The organism is Halomonas sp. SpR1 (genome assembly GCF_031010175.1).
GTDB lineage: Bacteria > Pseudomonadota > Gammaproteobacteria > Pseudomonadales > Halomonadaceae > Vreelandella.
The window spans coordinates 21,423-39,560 of the sequence record NZ_JAUAMB010000009.1 but is presented as its reverse complement, the minus strand read 5'-3'; the positions used below and the strand labels follow the sequence as shown (position 1 = coordinate 39,560).

The window sequence follows — 18,138 nt, the reverse complement described above, 5'->3', positions numbered from 1 at the left end:
TTCAACGACTATGATGCGACTCGATCAACTGTTGGTCAGCCAGGGGCTGGCCACTTCGCGTACCCGCGCGCAAAGACTTATTCGCCACAAACGGATACGTCTTGCCGATGGAGGCCCCCCCTTAATCAAAGCATCCGAAAAATGGCCTGAAGATACCCATTTTGAAGTAGAAGATGATCCCGAAGAGCGCTATGTGTCCCGGGCGGGGTTGAAGCTAGAGGCGGTGCTCACTTCACTTGAACTGCGTTTTGATGGTGCGGGTGTACTCGATATTGGTCAATCAACCGGCGGCTTCAGCGACTGCGCGCTGCGTTTTGGCGCTCGCCATGTTATTGGCGTCGAGGTTGGCCACGGGCAGTTGACAGCTGAACTGCGCGAAGATCCTCGAATCACCTGCCTGGAGGGGTTAAATGCACGCTCCATGAGTCGCAGCGAAGCCCTCAAAAGCGTGCTTTCCATTCAGCCCATTGATAGCGCCATTATGGACGTTTCATTTATCTCTCAAACGCTGATTCTGCCCGAGATTGCCGCCCTGCTCCCACCGGGCGGTCAGTTGATTTCGCTGGTGAAACCGCAGTTTGAGCTAACGCCTGGTGCCCTGGATAAACGCGGCGTAGTACGCGACGCGAAGCGTTTTGCGGAAGTGGAAACCAATATTCGCAGCGCCTGCGACACCTGCGGTCTGACCATTCACCACTGGCAGGAGAGCCCGATCACCGGCGGCGACGGCAACCGCGAATTTCTCCTGCACGCAGTAAAAGAGGCTTGAAAAAGAGCACTAGGTCGAGGCGGGGGGCACCAGTTGATTAGCGGACTGTACTCTCACCGCCTCGCCTTGATCAGGGTGTAGCCACACATCCATCTGCTCAAACGCCACGCGTACGCCCGCTTCGCGAAACAGTGAATCAATCCGGCAGTTGATTTCATCGGCAGCAAACAGCCGATCAAGCAGATCGTTGACGAAAATACGCAGCTCAAAATTGAGACTGTGCTGCCCATAGCTCAAACAGAAAACCTGGGGTTCAGGGTCGGCTAGTACACGAGGGTTTTCATCCGCCACCTGACGTAATAGTTGATGCACTTTGTCTATATCGGAGCCGTGGGCCACACCGTAGGTAAGCACAACGCGGGTGATATTATCCGATAGCGACCAGTTGATCAGTTGGTCGGTCACAAAGGTTTTGTTGGGGATAATGATCTCTTTACGGTCAAAATCGGTGACGGTAGTCGCGCGGATACGGATACGGCTAACGGTGCCGTGCAAATTGCCAATCGTAATAGTGTCACCAATACGAATCGGCCGCTCGAACAGGATGATCAAACCGGATATAAAGTTGGCAAAAATCTCCTGTAAGCCAAACCCCAACCCCACACTTAGGGCGGCCACCAGCCACTGAAGCTTGTCCCAGGAAACGCCAAGGGTCGACAGCCCCATTACTATCCCGGTGCCCACAATGGTGTAGGAGAGCAACGAGCTAATGGCATAGGCGCTGCCCTGTTTCAATGACAGCCGGGAGAGCACCATCACTTCCAACAGACCCGGCAAATTGCCCGCCATGATGAACGTAATAGCCACAATCAGCAGGGCCGCAAAGACGTCGGATATCGATAGCGCGTTATCGACTAAATCTCCCTCTTGCGCTTCCCACAGTGACACGTTATCCAAATAGCCAAGCACCGAAAGCAAGTCTGACCAGACCAAATAAAGCAGTGCACTGAAGCCAATCAACACAATCAGTTTGGAAAGCCGCAGCGACTGACTATTGATCTGCGCCATATCAAGCGGAGGCTCTTCCACTACTTCGAGACCACCTTCCGCCCCCTCTTGCACCTGAGCGCGACGGCGCGCCAGCGCACGGCGATAAGCGAGCCGTCGCGCGGCCACCGCTAGGCTTCTCACCAGAGAGGCCTCCACCACGACCCATAGCCCCAGTAAATAAAGCGTAATCGCAAACCGGCCCACCAGGCGTAACGCGGTGTATTCGTAACCCCAAACCACCAATCCCAGCAAAATCAGCGGCACCGAGGCCATTGCCAGCCCCAACAGCAAGCGAAACAGGTGGACACCAAATATGGGAATATGCGCCAGGATCAACTGTGCCAGCCACCAGCTCATTGCTATCAAGCCCAACGAGAATAACCCCAAGGCAACAGGGCGCAGCGCCAGCGCCGTTTCCAACTCTCCAGACATTGCCGCAATGGCAATGACCGGTATCAAGGCGATACCTAAACCACCTAATAGCTGGCGTAACCGGGCGTTATACTGTGGCGACCAGGTAAAGTGGCGCTCGGCCACCCCATCGGCGACCAGTAGCCTGCGCCCCCAAGCGATCACGGCCCAACTCAAGGCTAATTGAAGCAGCGCCGGGGCAACGCTATTAGCTAATGGCCCAGCCGCGCCCTGCAGCCCAACGCCAATACCAGCTAATGCTAACGGGCCAGAGAGCGCCAGCAATGCATTCAGCAGTACCGCCTTGGGTGTATGCAGTTGGGTATCGCTCTTTAACCGGCCAATCTGCGAGTGCAGCTTGGCCAAGCGGGCTTTAATGCGACGCCGCAAGCCAATTAATACCAGACTCAACACCACTAACGGCGCCCCTCTGAGCACTTCCCAGGAGAGCCCTTGCCAGCGGGTGGGTAAAATGGCGCGCCACTCCCCCTCTTGCCACTCTAACCGAAGATTGTGCGGCAGTTGGCGCAGCCAATTAATATCCAAAGGACGACTATTGGCGACCCAAAACAGCTGCTCATCGATGGTCTTACGCAGCTCACTGGTCGTCGTTACTAGCTGTTGCTGGTTCAGTTGCAGCTCAATCGCCGCACTTAATAAGCTGCCGTAAGACTGCTCTAGTTGCTCCACCAGCTCACGGCGCGATTGATAAAGCTGTGAAAGGGAGTCGACCAATCCCGGCGTCGCTTCTATTCCCGCCTCCGCCAGGCGCGTAGCCGCATACTGTTCACTTTGCCGTAGCTGGTCGCGCTGACGGACTAAATCAAACTGCTTTAAGCGCAGATCGGCAATCTCATCCTGCAAATTCCGTGGAGCAGCCAAAGGGGGCAATGACTTGCGCTGCTCGCGCAAAATACGCGACAGCAGTTGGCTACCCCGGATAGCCTCAATTTGCTCATTAAGGCTGCGCTGTAGCTGTCGCACGTTCTCCAACTGCCGCTGAGCTTCAATATTTTCACGCACAACAGTGTTAGCGCGATCGGTTGCCCGGAGCAGTTCCAGGCTAAGTTTCTGGTTGTTTTGCTGCGCCTGCACTACGACCGGATGTCCCGCAGCGATTAGCGGGTTATCCCTGGCGGCATCGGCAATGGCTTGCTCAGAGGCCAACCGACGCTGCCGATCAATCACCCCTTGCAGCATGGTTAGCTGCTGCTCTTGATAATCGATCTGAAGCATCAGTACATCGCGCCGCTCCTGGGCTAATTCACGCAGGCGGCTATTGGCACTTAGCTCGCGCTGATAAAAGCGCACTTCACGTTCAGCCAGCGCGCGCTCCAGGCGTAATTGGATAAGCCGTGCATCGCTCAGTGCAGAGAGTTGGCGATCCGCTAGCAATGCCTCGCGTTCATCGTGCTGTCGGCGTAAACTCTCTGCACGCTGAAGGGTTTCCGCGATGGATTGCTGGGCACGTTCAGGTAGTGTCTGGGCGGCCAGCAGCTGCGAGTTCACTTCCGCCAACTGACTTTGCAATTGCTGTAGCTCGACCACCGCATTGGTTTGCAACGTTTCCAGTTCGTCGAGGGGACGATCGCTCAAGTCGGCAACGCTTAGCTGCTGCGAGGCTTCTTCCACTTCGCTCAACTCTCGCTGAAGGCGTGCCAGCATTTCAGGGGCTTGTTCTACGCGGGTGTCTAGCGCAGCAAGACGCTCATCCACAGAAGCCAGCCGCTCATAAGCTTCGAGGGCCGCTTCCAGCGCCTCTTTATCGCTAGCCTGCTGGGCGGTCAAGTTTTCCTCAAGGGCTTCTAACTGAGCAAGCCGTGAGGCTAGCTCAGCCTGCTCAGGCACCCGTTCAAGCTTACCGACCTGAAGCGCAGCATGGGCTGTATTGAATACCATACAGCTGCAAATAACGAGCAGCAGGAACAAACAGGTTATACTCCACTTACTGGCGCATCTCACCACGTTACTTATGCCTCATTGAGATCGAAAGCTCCGCAGACACGGATAGTAAGGTTATTGTCAGACGTTCTGATAGCCAGCGCAATCAGAGCTGTTGACTTCCGTAGGGGGCGTGATAGAAACGAGCTTGGCATTTGCCTATTCATTCATTTTGCGAGTCACCTTGATGGTCACCCGAAAACTGCCATTGATAAAACTTCTTGTCCTGCTGAGCCTTGCTACGTTTAGTGCGAGTGCCATCGCCGAGTCTCAACAGGAGATCGAAGCACGTATACGTGCCCTCAACGCCGAGCTGTACGATCTGCATCAACAGCTACAGCAAGTAAAAACCCCCGGAGAGGCCGCGCTAGACTTACCGCTGGAACAGTTGCCGGAGGAAGTTGCGCGGGAAGATTTAAACGAGCGTCGTGAGCTTGAACAGGAGTCAAGCCGGAACCCGTTTTCAATCACTACCCACCGCACCAACTATCTGTTCCCTGTTAGTTATAATACTAACCAAAATCGTGAAAGCTTCCGCACCGTGGCTAACGGCACCCCTGCAGATAGCGTGGAGTTAAAATTCCAGTTCAGTGCCAAAGTTAATCTCGCTGAGCAGGTGTTTGGTAACTACGGTGACGTCTATTTTGGCTACACCCAGCGCAGCTGGTGGCAGGCTTATAATACCGACGCCTCCTCACCCTTTCGCGAAACCAATTACGAGCCTGAAATATTTATCGACTTTGATAATGCCTGGGAGGCGCTTGGCTGGGTAAACACCCGTAATCGCGTATCCCTGAATCACCAATCAAACGGTCGCTCGGATCCTTTCTCGCGCAGCTGGAACCGTGTTTACCTTGAGAGCATCTTTCAACGTGGTGACTGGGCATTCACCCTGGCACCCCATTGGCGAGTACCAGAATCCACAACGAATGATGACAATCCAGATATCGAACGCTACATGGGATACGGCGATATTCGTCTCGCCAAGCGCCTCAATAATAACCATGAAGTAAGCGGCCAGTTACGCGGCAACCCCAGCGCTGGCAATATCGGCACCCAAATTGATTACAGTTGGCCTGCTTTCAACAGCTTGCGAGCGCACCTGCAGTACTACTACGGGTATGGTGAAAGCATGATCGATTATGATCATCGCGTGCACCGCTTAAGCCTTGGGTTTAGTTTAAATCCCTTATTTAGTGCCACTGGGCTGAACCGATAAGGGCATTTACTTGTCTCTAACTATATGACTGCTATGCTAGTAGCAGTCCTAACATTAACTCGTCTAAGGAAGACTCCATGGCTAAACGTCAACCCACGTACTCTACTCAAGCCGATCAACTCAAAGATGATCTGCGTCACCTGAGTGAAACCGTTGAAGAGCTGGTCAATGCGACAGCTAAAGATGCCAGCGGAGAGATGAACGACCTACGTAGCCGCGCCGAACGCCGCCTGAAGGATACTCGTGCACGTCTTGAAGCACGTGGCGAACGCATCTATGACGAAACCCGTGATTCGCTGACCCAGCAAGCCGATGCATGTGACCGCTATGTGCATGAAAATCCTTGGACGAGCATTGGCATTGGCACGGCAGCGGGTGTGGTTATCGGTATGCTGCTCGGTCGTCGCTAATGGCTTTGGGGCCAACCCAACGCGTCTTCTCTGCCGCCAAACGCTTACTGAAATCGCTGATTGCTAATAGCGAAACCCGTCTGCGTTTGGCGGTGTTTGAGTTAGAAGAGGAGCGTGCTCGCTTACTGGTTCTACTGCTCCTCGCAGGGGCAAGTTTACTGCTGTTGCTGCTGGGTATTGCCACGCTAACGGCTCTGGTAGTGGTTCTATTCTGGGATACCTACCGCCTCACTGCTATTGCGATCAGCGCAGCCGTGTTGATAGGCGCCAGTTTGCTACTTGCGGTTATTGCGATTCGCCAGTCCAAGCAACACTCTCTGTTAAAAGAAACACTCAAACAGCTCGCTGCTGACCGAGCACTGCTTGAGGAGCCCAGTGATGAAACCATTCGCAGACACCGCTAACCCACCTACAAAACCGCTCAGCCGCGCTGAGCGCAAAGCGCTACTGTTAGCCGAGCTTGAGCAGCAGCGCGTGGACATTTTGGTCGATAGCGAATTTTTACAGCAAGCCGCTTCCCCACTGGATAGAAACTGGGAAAGCTTCAAGCTGCCGCTCTACGCCATCGGTGGATTTGCCGCATTCAAGCTGATGCGCCACCCAGGTGGCGCAATGGCGGCAGGTAGAAAAGCGCTTGCTGGCTATATGTTATTCAAAAAGCTTAAATTATTAGCCAAAGTGGCTACTTAATTCTGATGCTGCTGCCTGGGCTAGGGGCGTTGCTTAGCAGGACTGCCCGCAGGCTACGCCGCTCGCCCACGCCCACTGAAAGTTATACCCACCAAGCTCCCCCGTTACATCCAAGACTTCACCGATAAAGCGCAACTGTGGCAAGCCTTTGACCTCAAAGGTTTTGGACGAAAGTGCGTCGGTATTGACCCCGCCCATTGTCACCTCTGCGGTACGCCAACCCTCGGTGCCCGCAGGTTTCAATTGCCAGGTATTGAGCCTTGATGCCCATTCATCTAACGCTGCATTGGCATACTGAGCCAGTGGCAGTGCCGGGTCATGACCGGGATACCACTCCAGCAGCGCTTGCGCCAAGCGTTTCGGGAAGCGTTCGCCAAGCCAAGTCGATAGCTGGCGCTTGGGCGTCTCCTGGCGTGCCTCACGCAGCGATTCCGCTACATTCTCCTTAGGCAGCAGATCAACCGTAATGCGCTCACCAGGCTGCCAAACGCTGGATATCTGCAGCATCGCAGGGCCAGACAAGCCGCGGTGGGTAAACAGCATAGGTTCCAAAAAGCGGCGGTTGCCCGCGCTTACGGCCACGGGCACGCTTACGCCGGAAAGCTCTGCAGCGCGCGCCTTCCACGTATCGCTAAGCGTGAACGGCACCAGCCCAGGGCGCGTAGCAAACACCTCCAAACCAAATTGACGGGCTATGTCGTAGCCAAACCCCGTCGCGCCCATACTCGGAATTGACAGTCCACCACTCGCCACCACCACCACGCCCGCATCTATTCTACCTATCGAGGTCGATAGCCGCATGGCAGCGCCCTGCTGCTCCACGCGGGTAATCTGTGTACTGAGCCTGATTTCCGCCCCCGACCACTCACACTCAGTAAGCAACGTGCGAACGATCTCTTTAGCCGAAGAGGCACAGAATAGCTGGCCCGGCGTTTTCTCCACATGCTCAACGCCATGGCGCTCTACCAGCTCAACAAAGTGCTCGGGCCGGTAACGTTTGAGCGCTGAAATACAAAAGTAGGGGTTTGACGAGTAAAAGTGCTGTGGCGTGGTGCCAAGATTGGTAAAGTTGCAGCGGCCGCCCCCGGACATCAGAATTTTCTTGCCCGCTTTGTTAGCATGATCAAGTACTAAGACTCGTTTTCCGGCATAGCCCGCTTGCGCTGCGCACATCAAGCCTGCGGCGCCAGCACCGATGACGACAACGTCATAGATCATAATGGACAGCTCATATTAAGGGCGATTCCCGCCGTAAAAAGCAGGCATTCTAACAGGGTCACACTTAAAAATTATTATATGGCAAAATTACCCTATACAATAATTGTATAAATATTATCTAACGCTGAGAACACTATGCTTCTGTCTATACATCGACGATGTCTGCTGCGATTCGCACTGGTGACCCTCATCCTGCTGCTTTCCAATGCGACGATGGCTCAATCGATGCCATCAGTCATTGGCACACGGGTGGTCATGGCCACGTGGTCGGATCCACTCGAAGCCTTGGGAACCCTTAATGCTGATGAGAGTGTCACGCTTTCAGCTACCGTCACAGACATCATTGCAGAGATCAACTTCCGTGACGGCGAGCAGGTCGAAGAGGGTCAGCTGCTTATTCGTCTGGAAGATGCGGAAGAACAGGCCCAACTGAGGGCGTCTCAGGCACTGCGCGAAGAGCGGCTTAACGCATCAAATCGCGCTTCGCAGTTGCAAGAGCGTAACCTTGCGGCCCGGGCCGATGTAGAAGATAGCCGATCACGGCTGCGCCAGGCCGACGCTGATATTCAAGCGATTGAAGCCCAACTGGCTAATTACCAGATAAAAGCGCCCTTCAGCGGCCGTGTTGGCTTTCGCAACATCAGCATCGGCGCCCTGGTCACTCCAGGAATGGATCTGGTGACACTCGACAAACTGGATATTATGCAGATCGACTTTGGCATACCCGAGGTATTTCTGGGCCGCCTCTCGCCAGGCTTGATGCTTAATGCCACTACTGCCGCCTACCCTGACGAGGTTTTTAGTGGTGAAATTGCCACCATCGGCACACGGGTGGATCCGGTAACCCGCAGCATAAATGTCCGCGCTGAACTTGAGAATGCCGATGGCCGTCTGCGCCCTGGCATGCTGATGGAAGTGATCGTTCAACAGCGCGTACGCGACACCCTTGTTATCCCTGAAGCGGCCATTGAGCCTAGCGGTGACCGCCACTTTGTGATGCTTATCGAACAGGCTGACGAGACTACCCGTTTGGCCCGGCGCGAAGTAGCGATTGGCGAGCGACGCAATGGCGAGGTGGAAATACTTGAGGGATTATCCCCTGACGATTTAATTGTCTTTCATGGCCTACAGCTTGCCCGCGATGGGCAAGAGGCGAGGTTAATCGGGATTGCCGATGACGAGACAGGTATACGCGCGCTGCTGGAGGCCGACCGCTAATGCGCTTATCGGATATCTCTGTTCAGCGGCCGGTACTGGCAATGGTGATCGCGGCATTGATTATTGCCTTCGGCCTACTAGCGCTTAATCGCTTGCCGCTGCAAGAGTACCCCACCATCGACCCACCTGTGGTCACTATCGATACCCGCTACCCCGGCGCCTCGGCCAGCGTCGTTGAAACACGCATTACCCAAGTTCTAGAAGACCGTATTGCGGGCGTGGAAGGCATTGAGCTGATTACCTCGCAAAGCGAAGATGGCCGATCGCGAATCGAAATCGAATTCGGCATCGATATGGATATCAATGCCGCCGCTAATGATATTCGCGACCGCATTTCCGGCGCGCTGCGCAACCTGCCCGATGACGCAGACAACCCCGAGGTAACCAAAGCCGATAGCAGCGAAGAAATTGTCGTGTGGTTAAGCCTGTCCGGCGAGGACTACTCGATCACCGAGCTGACCGACTACGCTAACCGCTTTCTGGTCGACAGCCTTTCCGTTCAACCAGGGGTCGCGCGGGTACGTGTCGGTGGCGGCAGCGACTATGCCATGCGCGTATGGCTGGATCGCAATGCCTTGGCCGCACGCGGGCTCACCGTTAGCGATATCGAAGATGCCCTGCGGGCAGAGAACGTTGAACTGCCTGCAGGTTCGCTTGAATCTGAAGATCGCCAATTTATTGTCCGCCTCCCGCGTAGTTTTGCCAGCGCCGAAGACTTTCAGCGTCTTGCTATCAACTCACCCCGCAGCACCTCACTCAATCAGGCTGACAACGGCTATCTGGTGCGTCTTTCCGATGTCGCAAGAGTAGAAGTCGGCGCGGTGGAGGATCGCTCGGTATTCCGCTCCAATGGCATACCCATGGTCGGCTTGGGGATGATCATGCAGTCAACAGCTAATGTAATCGAGCTATCCGAAGCCGTACAGATCGAACTTGAGCGCCTGCAAGGAACGCTGCCCGAAGGCATGTCGTTAAGCCTGAACTACGACGCCTCACTGTTTGTCTCCGGGGCGATTGAGCAGGTCGTTATGACGCTATTTATCGCCATGGGCTTGGTGGTGGTGGTGATCTTTATGTTTTTGGGCAATTTGCGCACCACCCTGGTTCCTGCGGTGACCGTTCCGATTGCCGTTATTGGGGCTTTTACCGCCCTGGCAGCAATGAATTTCTCAATCAATTTGCTAACGCTGCTGGCGCTGGTGCTGGCGATCGGTCTGATTGTCGATGACGCCATCGTGGTGCTCGAAAACATTAATCGGCGCATGCACGACTACGGTGAAACACCACTGGTCGCCGCCTTTCGCGGCACACGGCAAATCGCCTTTGCGGTTATAGCCACCACCCTGGTGTTGGTGGCGGTCTTCGTGCCACTTAGTATGCTACAAGGCGATATTGGCCGGCTATTTTCCGAGTTCGCGCTGACCATGGCCGCCGCGGTAGTGGTCTCTACTCTGCTGGCACTGACGCTTACGCCGATGATGGCGTCTAAAATTCTTAAGCCGGGCATGCACGACAGTCGGATTGGCAAAGCCGTACAGTGGCTGCTCAGCGGCACTCAGCGCCGCTATCAGGCCACGTTAGAGTGGATGCTCAAAATGCGCTGGTTGGTGGTCACGGCTTTTGTATTGCTGATTGGAGCCACCGTTTGGCTGGCCACGGTACTGCCGAATGAATACACGCCTCAGGAGGATCGCGGCAATTTCATCGTACTCGTCAATGGCCCTGAAGGCGCCACCTTCGACTACATGATGGATTACATGGATGAAATCGAAGCACGCATGAACCCACTAATAGAGAGCGGTGAGCTAGAGCGTGTGGTGGTTCGCGCCCCACGCGGTTTCGGTAACATCGAGAACTTTAATAGCGGCTTTATTATCGTCAATATGGCCGATTGGGGCAGTCGACGCAGCGCCTGGGCGATAATGGCCGAAGTGCGTGAAAAGTTACGCTCCCTGCCGGGGGTACAGGCTTTCCCGGTGATGCGCCAAGGGTTTGGGCAACGTACCCAAAAGCCGGTGCAGTTTGTGCTGGGCGGTGGGACATACGAAGAACTGGCCCGCTGGCGCGATACGCTGATCGATCATGTGCGCGAAAATAACCCACGTTTAATGGCGCTGGAGAGCAATTATAACGAAACACAGCCACAGCTGCGGGTGGATATTGATTATGAACGTGCCGCTTCGCTAGGCGTTACCGTCACCGAGATAGGTAGAACGCTTGAAGTGCTGTTAGGTGGCCGTAACGTCACTCGCTATGTGGATAATGGTGAAGAGTACGACGTGATTTTGGAAGGCGACCGGGGCAGTCAGAACAGCCCGAGAGCGCTGGATAACATACAGGTGCGCTCTGCGCGCACGGGCGAGCTGATCCCCCTGGCTAGTCTCGTCACTCTTTCTGACTTTGCTGGTGCCAGCACCCTGAACCGCTTTGACCGTATACGGGCAATTACCATTGAAGCCAATCTCGCCGATGGCTACCCCCTTGGCGAAGCCTTGGCCTATTTAGAGCAGAGCGCTGCGGAGTTACTGCCCGAAGAAGTGCAAACCAATGTGGCAGGCGCCTCGCGGGATTTCCAACAGGCCAGCGGCGCCACCGCGTTCCTGCTGATACTCGGCGCATTAGTGGTCTTTTTGGTGCTAGCGGCACAGTTCGAGAGCCTGATTCACCCCTTTGTGATTATGCTTACGGTACCGCTGGCAATGAGCGGTGCGCTACTCGCCCTGCTGCTAAGCGGTCAATCGCTGAATATCTACAGCCAGGTAGGCTTGGTACTGCTGATTGGCCTAGCGGCGAAAAACGGTATTCTGATTGTCGAGTTTGCCAACCAATTGCGCGACGAAGGTAAAGCGTTTCGCACGGCGTTGATTGAAGCCTCTGTGACCCGCCTGAGGCCCATCCTAATGACCGCCGTGACCACCATGGCCGGCGCCATTCCGCTGATCATCTCGACAGGGCCGGGGGCTGAATCACGCCTGGTCATCGGCACCGTGATTATGGCGGGGGTAGGCTCGGCAACGCTGTTTACGCTGTTTGTGGTGCCTGTAGCTTATGACTTGCTGGCGCGCCACACCGGTTCACCCGGGGCAGTCAAGCGACAGTTAGAGGAGGAGATAGCTAACGCCCCAGGAGGAACATCCGACATATAAAGACGGCAAACTAAAAGGGCGCCCTAGAGAAGGGGCGCCCTTTTAGTAAGCTACTGCTAGTTATTAACTAACGCGTTATTAACGGCAGAAAGCAATCACTCACACTCGCCAAGATACTCGCCTTCAATCACGGTATTCATGCTCAGCTCACCCATGGGTGACTGGGTAAGGATATCAACGCTGCCTTCGATACGCTCGCCCATAAAGCGCATTTCGCCATCGATGGTGGCTTCGCCACCCTCAGCGCGACACACCATGCTATAGCTTAGACCGTCCGCGTTCAGATCCTGGTCGAGCAGCTCGCAGCCCTCTTCTTCCTCGATGAAGCCAAACTCGGCCCCCTCAAGCTCTTCCTGGCTAATACACTGACGTTCGGTTTCCGTTTGATCCGGAATTTCCATTTCGCCACTGATGCTGGTTTTACTCACAAACTCCCACTCACCAGCGGTCACATTGGGGGTTTCAGCCAACGCGACCATCGGAAAGACCACTAGGGCCGCTACTGCCATGTTACGTAACATCATCGCTACTCTCACTGCGTTGCTTTAAGAACTTAAATCCTGGGATATCCTACCTGATTCAATCCCACGATGCCCTACCCGACGACCACACTGCTACACTCATTGGGTAAGAAAATGATTTAGCGCATCCGCTATACAAGGTAGCCAACAATGCAAGACGACGCCCTGGTCAATTATGACTTCCACTGCCCCTACTGCGACTCACCGCTGACCTTCCTGATAGATACTTCCCAGGGCAGCCACGAAACCTGGGAAGATTGTCATCAGTGCTGCGCGCCCATCCAGCTACAGATTATCGTTTCGCCGGTCACCGGTGAGCTCGACAGCGTCGTTGCCGGGCGCGACGATGACGTTCTCTAGCCTTGAATTTAACGTCTTGAATTAAGCGTCTCGCAAGGCAGCCTTGCGCTTGGTTTCGCTGCGACGCATAAAAAACCACGCCAACAACGTCGCCAGGGATACGATCAAAATGATTAGCGTGGCCAGCGCATTGATCTTCGGCGACACCCCCATCCGCACCGACGAGAACACTACCATGGGCAGCGTATTCGCCCCAGGGCCCGAGACAAAGCTGGCAATCACTAAATCGTCGAGGGAGAGCGTAAACGCCAGCAGCCAGCCAGCTGCCAGCGCTGGGGTAATGATCGGTAGCGTAATAGAGAAGAAGGTTTTCACCGGTGGTGAACCTAAATCCATGGCGGCCTCTTCGATGGAGTGATCCACTTCACGCAGGCGCGCGGCCACCACTACTGCCACATAGGCGCTGCAAAAGGTAGTGTGGGCAATCCAAATGGTCGCCATGCCCCGGTCAGCTGGCCAGCCGGTAATATGCGCCATCTGCACGAATAGCAGCAGCAGCGAAAGTCCCGTGATGACTTCGGGCATGACCAGCGGCGCCGTTACCATACTCGATAGCGCTGTTTTGCCTCGGAAGTGCCCATAGCGGGTCATCACAAAGGCGGCCACGGTGCCCAAACAAACCGCCATGCTGGCCGCAAAAAAGGCGATGCGCAGGCTCGTCCACACCGCCGACAATATCTGCTGGTCGCGAAACAGCTCGCCGTACCACTGGGTGGAAAACCCCGCCCACACCGTGACCAGTTTCGATGCATTAAACGAATACACCACCAGTACAAACATCGGCAGATAGAGAAACAGCAGGCCAAGTACCAGCATGACCGTCGAGAAATTCGGCCGTCGCATGCGCATTATTCAAGCTCCCTGGACTGGTAACGGTGAAACCAGACAATCGGCACCAGCAACAACAGCAGCATCACCATGGCCAGCGCCGAGGCCACCGGCCAGTCGCGGTTGAGGAAAAACTCCTCCCACAGCACTTTGCCAATCATTAACGTATCCGGGCCACCCAGCAGCTCAGGAATCACAAACTCCCCCACCGCCGGGATAAACACCAGCATCGAACCCGCGACGATGCCCCCCATTGAGAGCGGCAAGGTGACTTTGATGAAAGTATTGAGTTTTCGCGAGCCAAGGTCTGCAGCAGCCTCAAGCAGCGAGTTATCCATACGGGTCAGGTGGGCGTACAGCGGCAACACCATAAATGGCAGGTAGGCGTAGACAATGCCAATGGTGACCGCGAACTGGGTATTCATCATGCGTAGCGGCGAATCAATCAGCCCAAGCCCTATCAATAGGTTATTGATTAACCCATTGTTGCTTAGAATTCCCATCCAGGCGTAGACACGAATCAAAAACGACGTCCATGAAGGCAGCATGACCAGCAGCAGTAACAGCAGTTGCCAGCGGGCCGGGGCTCGGGCCATGGCATAGGCCATCGGGTAACCCAGCAGTAAACAGGTCAGCGTGGCGATAAACGCCGTCTTTACCGAACCCCAATACGCGTCGATATACAGCGAATCCGACAGCAAAAAGAGATAATTGCCCAGATTGAGAAATACATGCAGTGTTTGGTCGGCGTACTCCAGCAGCGGGCCATAGGGAGGAATGGCAATGGCCGCCTCGGAGAGGCTGATTTTGAGCACCAGCGCAAAGGGCAGTAAAAAAAACAGCGTCAACCACACAAGTGGAAACGCAATCACGGCACGCCGCCCTAACTGCCAGCGCTTAAGCATCGCTGACACACGAGATAGCATCATTTAATGTGTTCCCCTCGCGGTAAAAACCCCATGCATCACCGGTTCAACACAATCGTGCTGTGATCTTCCCAGTAGACATAGACGCTGTCTTCCCAGGTGGGCCGATCACCGCGGCGTTCGGTATTAGCCATACTGACCTTAATGATCTGCCCGGACTGGGTACGCACGTAGTAGAGTGAGAAACCGCCCAGGTAGGCAATATCATCCACCTTGCCAGCCGCCCAGTTATACTCTGTAGTGGGCTGTTCGCGGGTGAGCCAGATCTTTTCTGGGCGCAACGCGACCCAGACCCGCCGATCTACCGCCTGGGTGGTAATACCGTGGTCAATATAAATAGGTCGTTCAAGCGCGGGAGCGGTGATGCGACAGTGGTCGGCAGCGTCTTCAATAATCTCGCCTTCAAACAGATTCACCGTGCCAACGAATTCCGCGACCATGCGGCTCACCGGGCTTTCATAAATATCGATGGGCGAACCGATCTGCTCAATCCAGCCATCGGCCATGATCGCCACTCGGTCGGCCATGGTCATGGCCTCTTCCTGATCGTGGGTGACCATAATGCAGGTAACGCCTACCTGCTCGATGATCTCCACCACCTCTAGCTGCATTTCTGTGCGCAGCTTTTTATCCAGCGCCCCCATAGGCTCATCCAGCAGTAGCAGCTTCGGCCGCTTAGCCAGCGAGCGCGCCAGCGCCACACGCTGGCGCTGGCCGCCAGAGAGCTGATGGGGTTTGCGCTTGGCAAAGCGCTCCATATGTACCAGCTTCAGCATCTGCGCGACTCGCGCGTCGATATCCGCTTTGGGAAGCTTGTCCTGCTTTAAGCCAAAGGCAATATTCTGCGCTACCGTCATGTGCGGAAATAGCGCATAGGATTGGAACATCATATTGATTGGCCGCTTGTGCGGGGGCATCGCGGTGATATTTTCACCGTCTAATAAAATGCGGCCTTCTGTTGGGGTTTCAAAGCCGGCCAGCATCCTCAGCAGAGTAGATTTACCCGACCCGGAGCCACCCAGCAGGGCAAAAATTTCCCCGCGCTTCACCTGCAAATTGACATCATCCACCGCCAGCGCATCATCAAACCGCTTACTCAAGCGCTTCACTTCCAGCACCACATCTTCAGCAAACCGCGGGGTTTTGCCCTGGGGTCGCGCCGAAGAAGGAGAAATGGGTGAAGCCGATGAAGGCTCGTTCGATAGGGACGTAGTGACCATTCGCCACTCCCATCACAAGCCCCGGCAACCGGGGCATTAAAAAGACGAACAGCGAGCCCGAGAATTAACCGCAGGCTCGCCGTCAGATAAATGTCGGTTTAACGACCAGACTTTACGCGGTTCCAGATGCGCGTACGGGCACGCAGTACATCTTGGGGCTTTTCGGCCTGGACGTAGAGGTTTTGCATGACCTCGGTTTCCGGGTAGATAGCCGGGTCATTGAGGATCTCATCGGAAAGATATTCATCGGCCGCCGCGTTAGGGTTGGCATAACGCACGTATTCGGTAATTTCAGCGGCGATTTCCGGGTCGAGGATAAAGTTGATAAAGGCGTGGGCGTTTTCCGCGTTTGGCGCATCGGCGGGTACCGCCATCATATCGAACCAGAGCGCGGCACCTTCTTTGGGAATGCTGTAACCAATGCTGAAGTCACGTCCGGCTTCTTCAGCGCGCTCGGCGGCTTGGAAAACATCGCCGGAGTAGCCAGCGGCCACACAGATATTGCCGTTAGCGAGATCGGACACATAGCGTGAAGAGTGGAAGTAAGTCATATCGTCGCGAACGTCGGCGATCAGCTCACCAGCGGCTTCTATGTCATCGATACTCTCACTCAATGGGTCTAGGCCCAGGTACGCCATGGCTGGCGAGAGCATCTCATCGGCGGAATCCAACATCGATAAGCCGCAGCCCGCCTCGCTCAGCGCCGCGGTTATTTCCGGATCAAACAGCAGCGCCCAGCTATCTACCGGCGCGTCGTCCCCTAAAATTTCCTTAACACGATCAACGTTATAGCCAATCCCATTGGTGCCCCACATATAGGGAACCGAGTATTCACTACCGGCGTCGATGGTTTCCAGGTTGGCCATCAGCTCGGGGTTAAGATTGTCTAAATTGGGCAGTAGTTCATGGTCAAGCGGTTGGAAAACACCGGCTTTCACTTGGCGGGTAAAGTAGTAGGTAGAAGGCACCACCACATCGTAGCCGGAGCGCCCGGCAAGCAGCGCGGCATCTAAGATTTCGTTGCTATCATAAACGTCATAGGTCACTTCAATGCCGGTACGCTCGGTGAATTTTTCCAGCGTTTCCGGAGCAATGTAGTCTGACCAGTTAAACACCCGCACCTCTTCGGCGTGGGCAGCGCTAGCCGCTGCGGCGAATGAGATAGCCGCAACGGCCGCGGAAAGTTTGTGGATGTTCCCCATTATCACTGCTCCTTATGTCTAAGCTATTCACTAAATAATGCAGCCAAATTTTTTGCCCCGTGCGCCCCGCCGCTGCCCGAAACAGCCGTCAGCGGCTAAAAATAGCGTAGGCCATAATGCTGACCGTGCGAATTTTGCGGTGCAGTGACGCCTACCGCAAGCCAATGTGAAAAATTCTTGTATTTTTCTCTAACGGCCCCATTAAGTGTCTAGTAAAGCAGCGACCTCTGATTCGCTAATAGGGCAATGCTATTGGTTGGATGGCTTTTTTTAATTTTAGACATTAGTCGCTAGCCGTTAGCATTAGCACTACTTTATAAGCCTTACACCCATGACAACTGGAGATTATCTGAATGTCCTTGATCAACACTGAAGTAAAACCGTTTAAAGCTACTGCTTACCTGAATGGCGAATTCGTCGATGTAACTGAAGCGGATCTGCAAGGCCAGTGGTCTATCTTCTTCTTCTACCCGGCCGATTTTACCTTTGTTTGCCCCACTGAGCTGGGCGACTTGGCCGATAACTACGCTGAGTTCAAAAAGTTGGGCGTTGAAATCTACAGCGTTTCAACCGACACCCACTTTACTCACAAAGCTTGGCACGACAGCTCTGAGACCATCGGCAAACTGCAATACCCAATGATTGCTGATCCGACGCTACAGATTTCTCGTAATTTCGAAGTATTGATTGAAGAAGCGGGTCTTGCAGAGCGTGGCACCTTTGTTGTCGACCCCGACGGCAAAATCCAGATTGTTGAAATCAACGCTGGCAACATTGGCCGTAACGCCGAAGAGCTACTGCGTAAAGTAAAAGCTGCTCAATACGTTCGTGCCAACCCGAACGAAGTGTGCCCAGCTAAATGGAAAGAAGGCGAAGAAACCCTAGCGCCTTCACTGGATCTGGTAGGCAAAATCTAAACCGCCTACAGACTCCATGCGCTTGCTGTTAGTTACGCAGCGCAAGTGCGTGCAGATTCAACGCCCGGGTTTCACCCGGGCGTTCTGTTTTAAACCAGTTTTCAAAACCGTTTTTAAATATTAATGATTAGCACCGTCACACGCGTGTGTTC

16 protein-coding genes are annotated in these 18,138 nt (G+C 54.6%); 9 read left to right on the top strand and 7 right to left on the bottom strand.

Annotation, left to right across the window (positions count from 1 at the left end):
* Window positions 1-10 precede the first annotated feature (10 nt).
* Window positions 11-769, top strand: a complete 759-nt coding sequence (locus QT231_RS08690; RefSeq protein WP_308336518.1) for a TlyA family RNA methyltransferase — start codon at window positions 11-13, stop codon at window positions 767-769.
* A gap of 9 nt (window positions 770-778) precedes the next feature.
* On the opposite strand, the gene mscK is transcribed toward QT231_RS08690, so the two are convergent.
* Entirely contained in the window at window positions 779-4,099 is a 3,321-nt protein-coding gene (gene mscK / locus QT231_RS08685) for a mechanosensitive channel MscK (RefSeq protein WP_374694386.1), read from the bottom strand.
* Between the two features lie 199 nt (window positions 4,100-4,298).
* Between mscK and QT231_RS08680 the strand changes: the two genes are divergently transcribed.
* The 4 genes from QT231_RS08680 (at window position 4,299) to QT231_RS08665 (ending at window position 6,430) form a co-directional block, all read left to right on the top strand.
* Window positions 4,299-5,330 carry a phospholipase A gene (locus QT231_RS08680; protein ID WP_308336516.1) on the top strand — a complete coding sequence of 344 codons (1,032 nt, stop codon included), beginning with the start codon at window positions 4,299-4,301 and terminating at the stop codon, window positions 5,328-5,330.
* 77 nt (window positions 5,331-5,407) lie between these two features.
* Window positions 5,408-5,740 carry a DUF883 family protein gene (locus QT231_RS08675; protein WP_308336515.1) on the top strand — a complete coding sequence of 111 codons (333 nt, stop codon included), beginning with the start codon at window positions 5,408-5,410 and terminating at the stop codon, window positions 5,738-5,740.
* Window positions 5,740-6,144 (top strand): phage holin family protein, encoded by a 405-nt coding sequence (locus QT231_RS08670; RefSeq protein WP_088700401.1) that lies wholly within the window; start codon window positions 5,740-5,742, stop codon window positions 6,142-6,144. Before QT231_RS08675 ends, QT231_RS08670 begins: the two co-directional genes overlap by 1 nt.
* The gene (locus QT231_RS08665) at window positions 6,119-6,430 is read left to right on the top strand and encodes a YqjK family protein (protein WP_308336514.1); all 312 of its coding nucleotides are present in this window, start codon (window positions 6,119-6,121) and stop codon (window positions 6,428-6,430) included. Before QT231_RS08670 ends, QT231_RS08665 begins: the two co-directional genes overlap by 26 nt.
* Before the next feature lie 33 nt (window positions 6,431-6,463).
* Here the strand turns inward: QT231_RS08665 and QT231_RS08660 are convergent, their stop codons facing one another.
* A complete protein-coding gene (locus QT231_RS08660; RefSeq protein WP_308336513.1) occupies window positions 6,464-7,648 on the bottom strand; it encodes an NAD(P)/FAD-dependent oxidoreductase in 1,185 nt (394 codons plus the stop codon).
* 135 nt (window positions 7,649-7,783) lie between these two features.
* On the opposite strand from QT231_RS08660, the gene QT231_RS08655 reads away from it, so the two are divergent.
* Both QT231_RS08655 and QT231_RS08650 read left to right on the top strand, forming a co-directional pair.
* Window positions 7,784-8,866 (top strand): efflux RND transporter periplasmic adaptor subunit, encoded by a 1,083-nt coding sequence (locus tag QT231_RS08655; protein WP_308336512.1) that lies wholly within the window; start codon window positions 7,784-7,786, stop codon window positions 8,864-8,866.
* Complete coding sequence (locus QT231_RS08650) at window positions 8,866-12,012, top strand: efflux RND transporter permease subunit (RefSeq protein ID WP_308336511.1); 3,147 nt, start codon at window positions 8,866-8,868, stop codon at window positions 12,010-12,012. The genes QT231_RS08655 and QT231_RS08650 overlap by 1 nt, the downstream gene beginning before the upstream one ends.
* A gap of 95 nt (window positions 12,013-12,107) precedes the next feature.
* On the opposite strand, the gene QT231_RS08645 is transcribed toward QT231_RS08650, so the two are convergent.
* The gene (locus tag QT231_RS08645) at window positions 12,108-12,536 is read right to left on the bottom strand and encodes a DUF3617 family protein (protein ID WP_308336510.1); all 429 of its coding nucleotides are present in this window, start codon (window positions 12,534-12,536) and stop codon (window positions 12,108-12,110) included.
* A gap of 147 nt (window positions 12,537-12,683) precedes the next feature.
* On the opposite strand from QT231_RS08645, the gene QT231_RS08640 reads away from it, so the two are divergent.
* On the top strand, window positions 12,684-12,893 hold the full coding sequence (locus QT231_RS08640; RefSeq protein WP_308336509.1) for a CPXCG motif-containing cysteine-rich protein: 210 nt from the start codon (window positions 12,684-12,686) through the stop codon (window positions 12,891-12,893).
* Window positions 12,894-12,914: 21 nt separating this feature from the next.
* Here QT231_RS08640 and QT231_RS08635 read toward each other — a convergent pair whose 3' ends face one another.
* The 4 genes from QT231_RS08635 to QT231_RS08620 form a co-directional block, all read right to left on the bottom strand.
* Window positions 12,915-13,742, bottom strand: coding sequence for an ABC transporter permease subunit (locus QT231_RS08635; protein ID WP_308336508.1), 828 nt, complete (start codon window positions 13,740-13,742; stop codon window positions 12,915-12,917).
* Window positions 13,742-14,650, bottom strand: coding sequence for an ABC transporter permease subunit (locus tag QT231_RS08630; protein ID WP_308336507.1), 909 nt, complete (start codon window positions 14,648-14,650; stop codon window positions 13,742-13,744). Before QT231_RS08630 ends, QT231_RS08635 begins: the two co-directional genes overlap by 1 nt.
* 35 nt (window positions 14,651-14,685) lie before the next feature.
* Complete coding sequence (gene potA / locus QT231_RS08625) at window positions 14,686-15,867, bottom strand: polyamine ABC transporter ATP-binding protein (RefSeq protein ID WP_308336506.1); 1,182 nt, start codon at window positions 15,865-15,867, stop codon at window positions 14,686-14,688.
* A gap of 98 nt (window positions 15,868-15,965) precedes the next feature.
* The gene (locus tag QT231_RS08620) at window positions 15,966-17,069 is read right to left on the bottom strand and encodes a polyamine ABC transporter substrate-binding protein (RefSeq protein WP_308336505.1); all 1,104 of its coding nucleotides are present in this window, start codon (window positions 17,067-17,069) and stop codon (window positions 15,966-15,968) included.
* Window positions 17,070-17,422: 353 nt separating this feature from the next.
* Between QT231_RS08620 and ahpC the strand changes: the two genes are divergently transcribed.
* Window positions 17,423-17,986: an alkyl hydroperoxide reductase subunit C gene (gene ahpC, locus QT231_RS08615; RefSeq protein WP_226250748.1), complete on the top strand. Its 564-nt coding sequence runs from the start codon at window positions 17,423-17,425 to the stop codon at window positions 17,984-17,986.
* Window positions 17,987-18,138 lie beyond the last annotated feature (152 nt).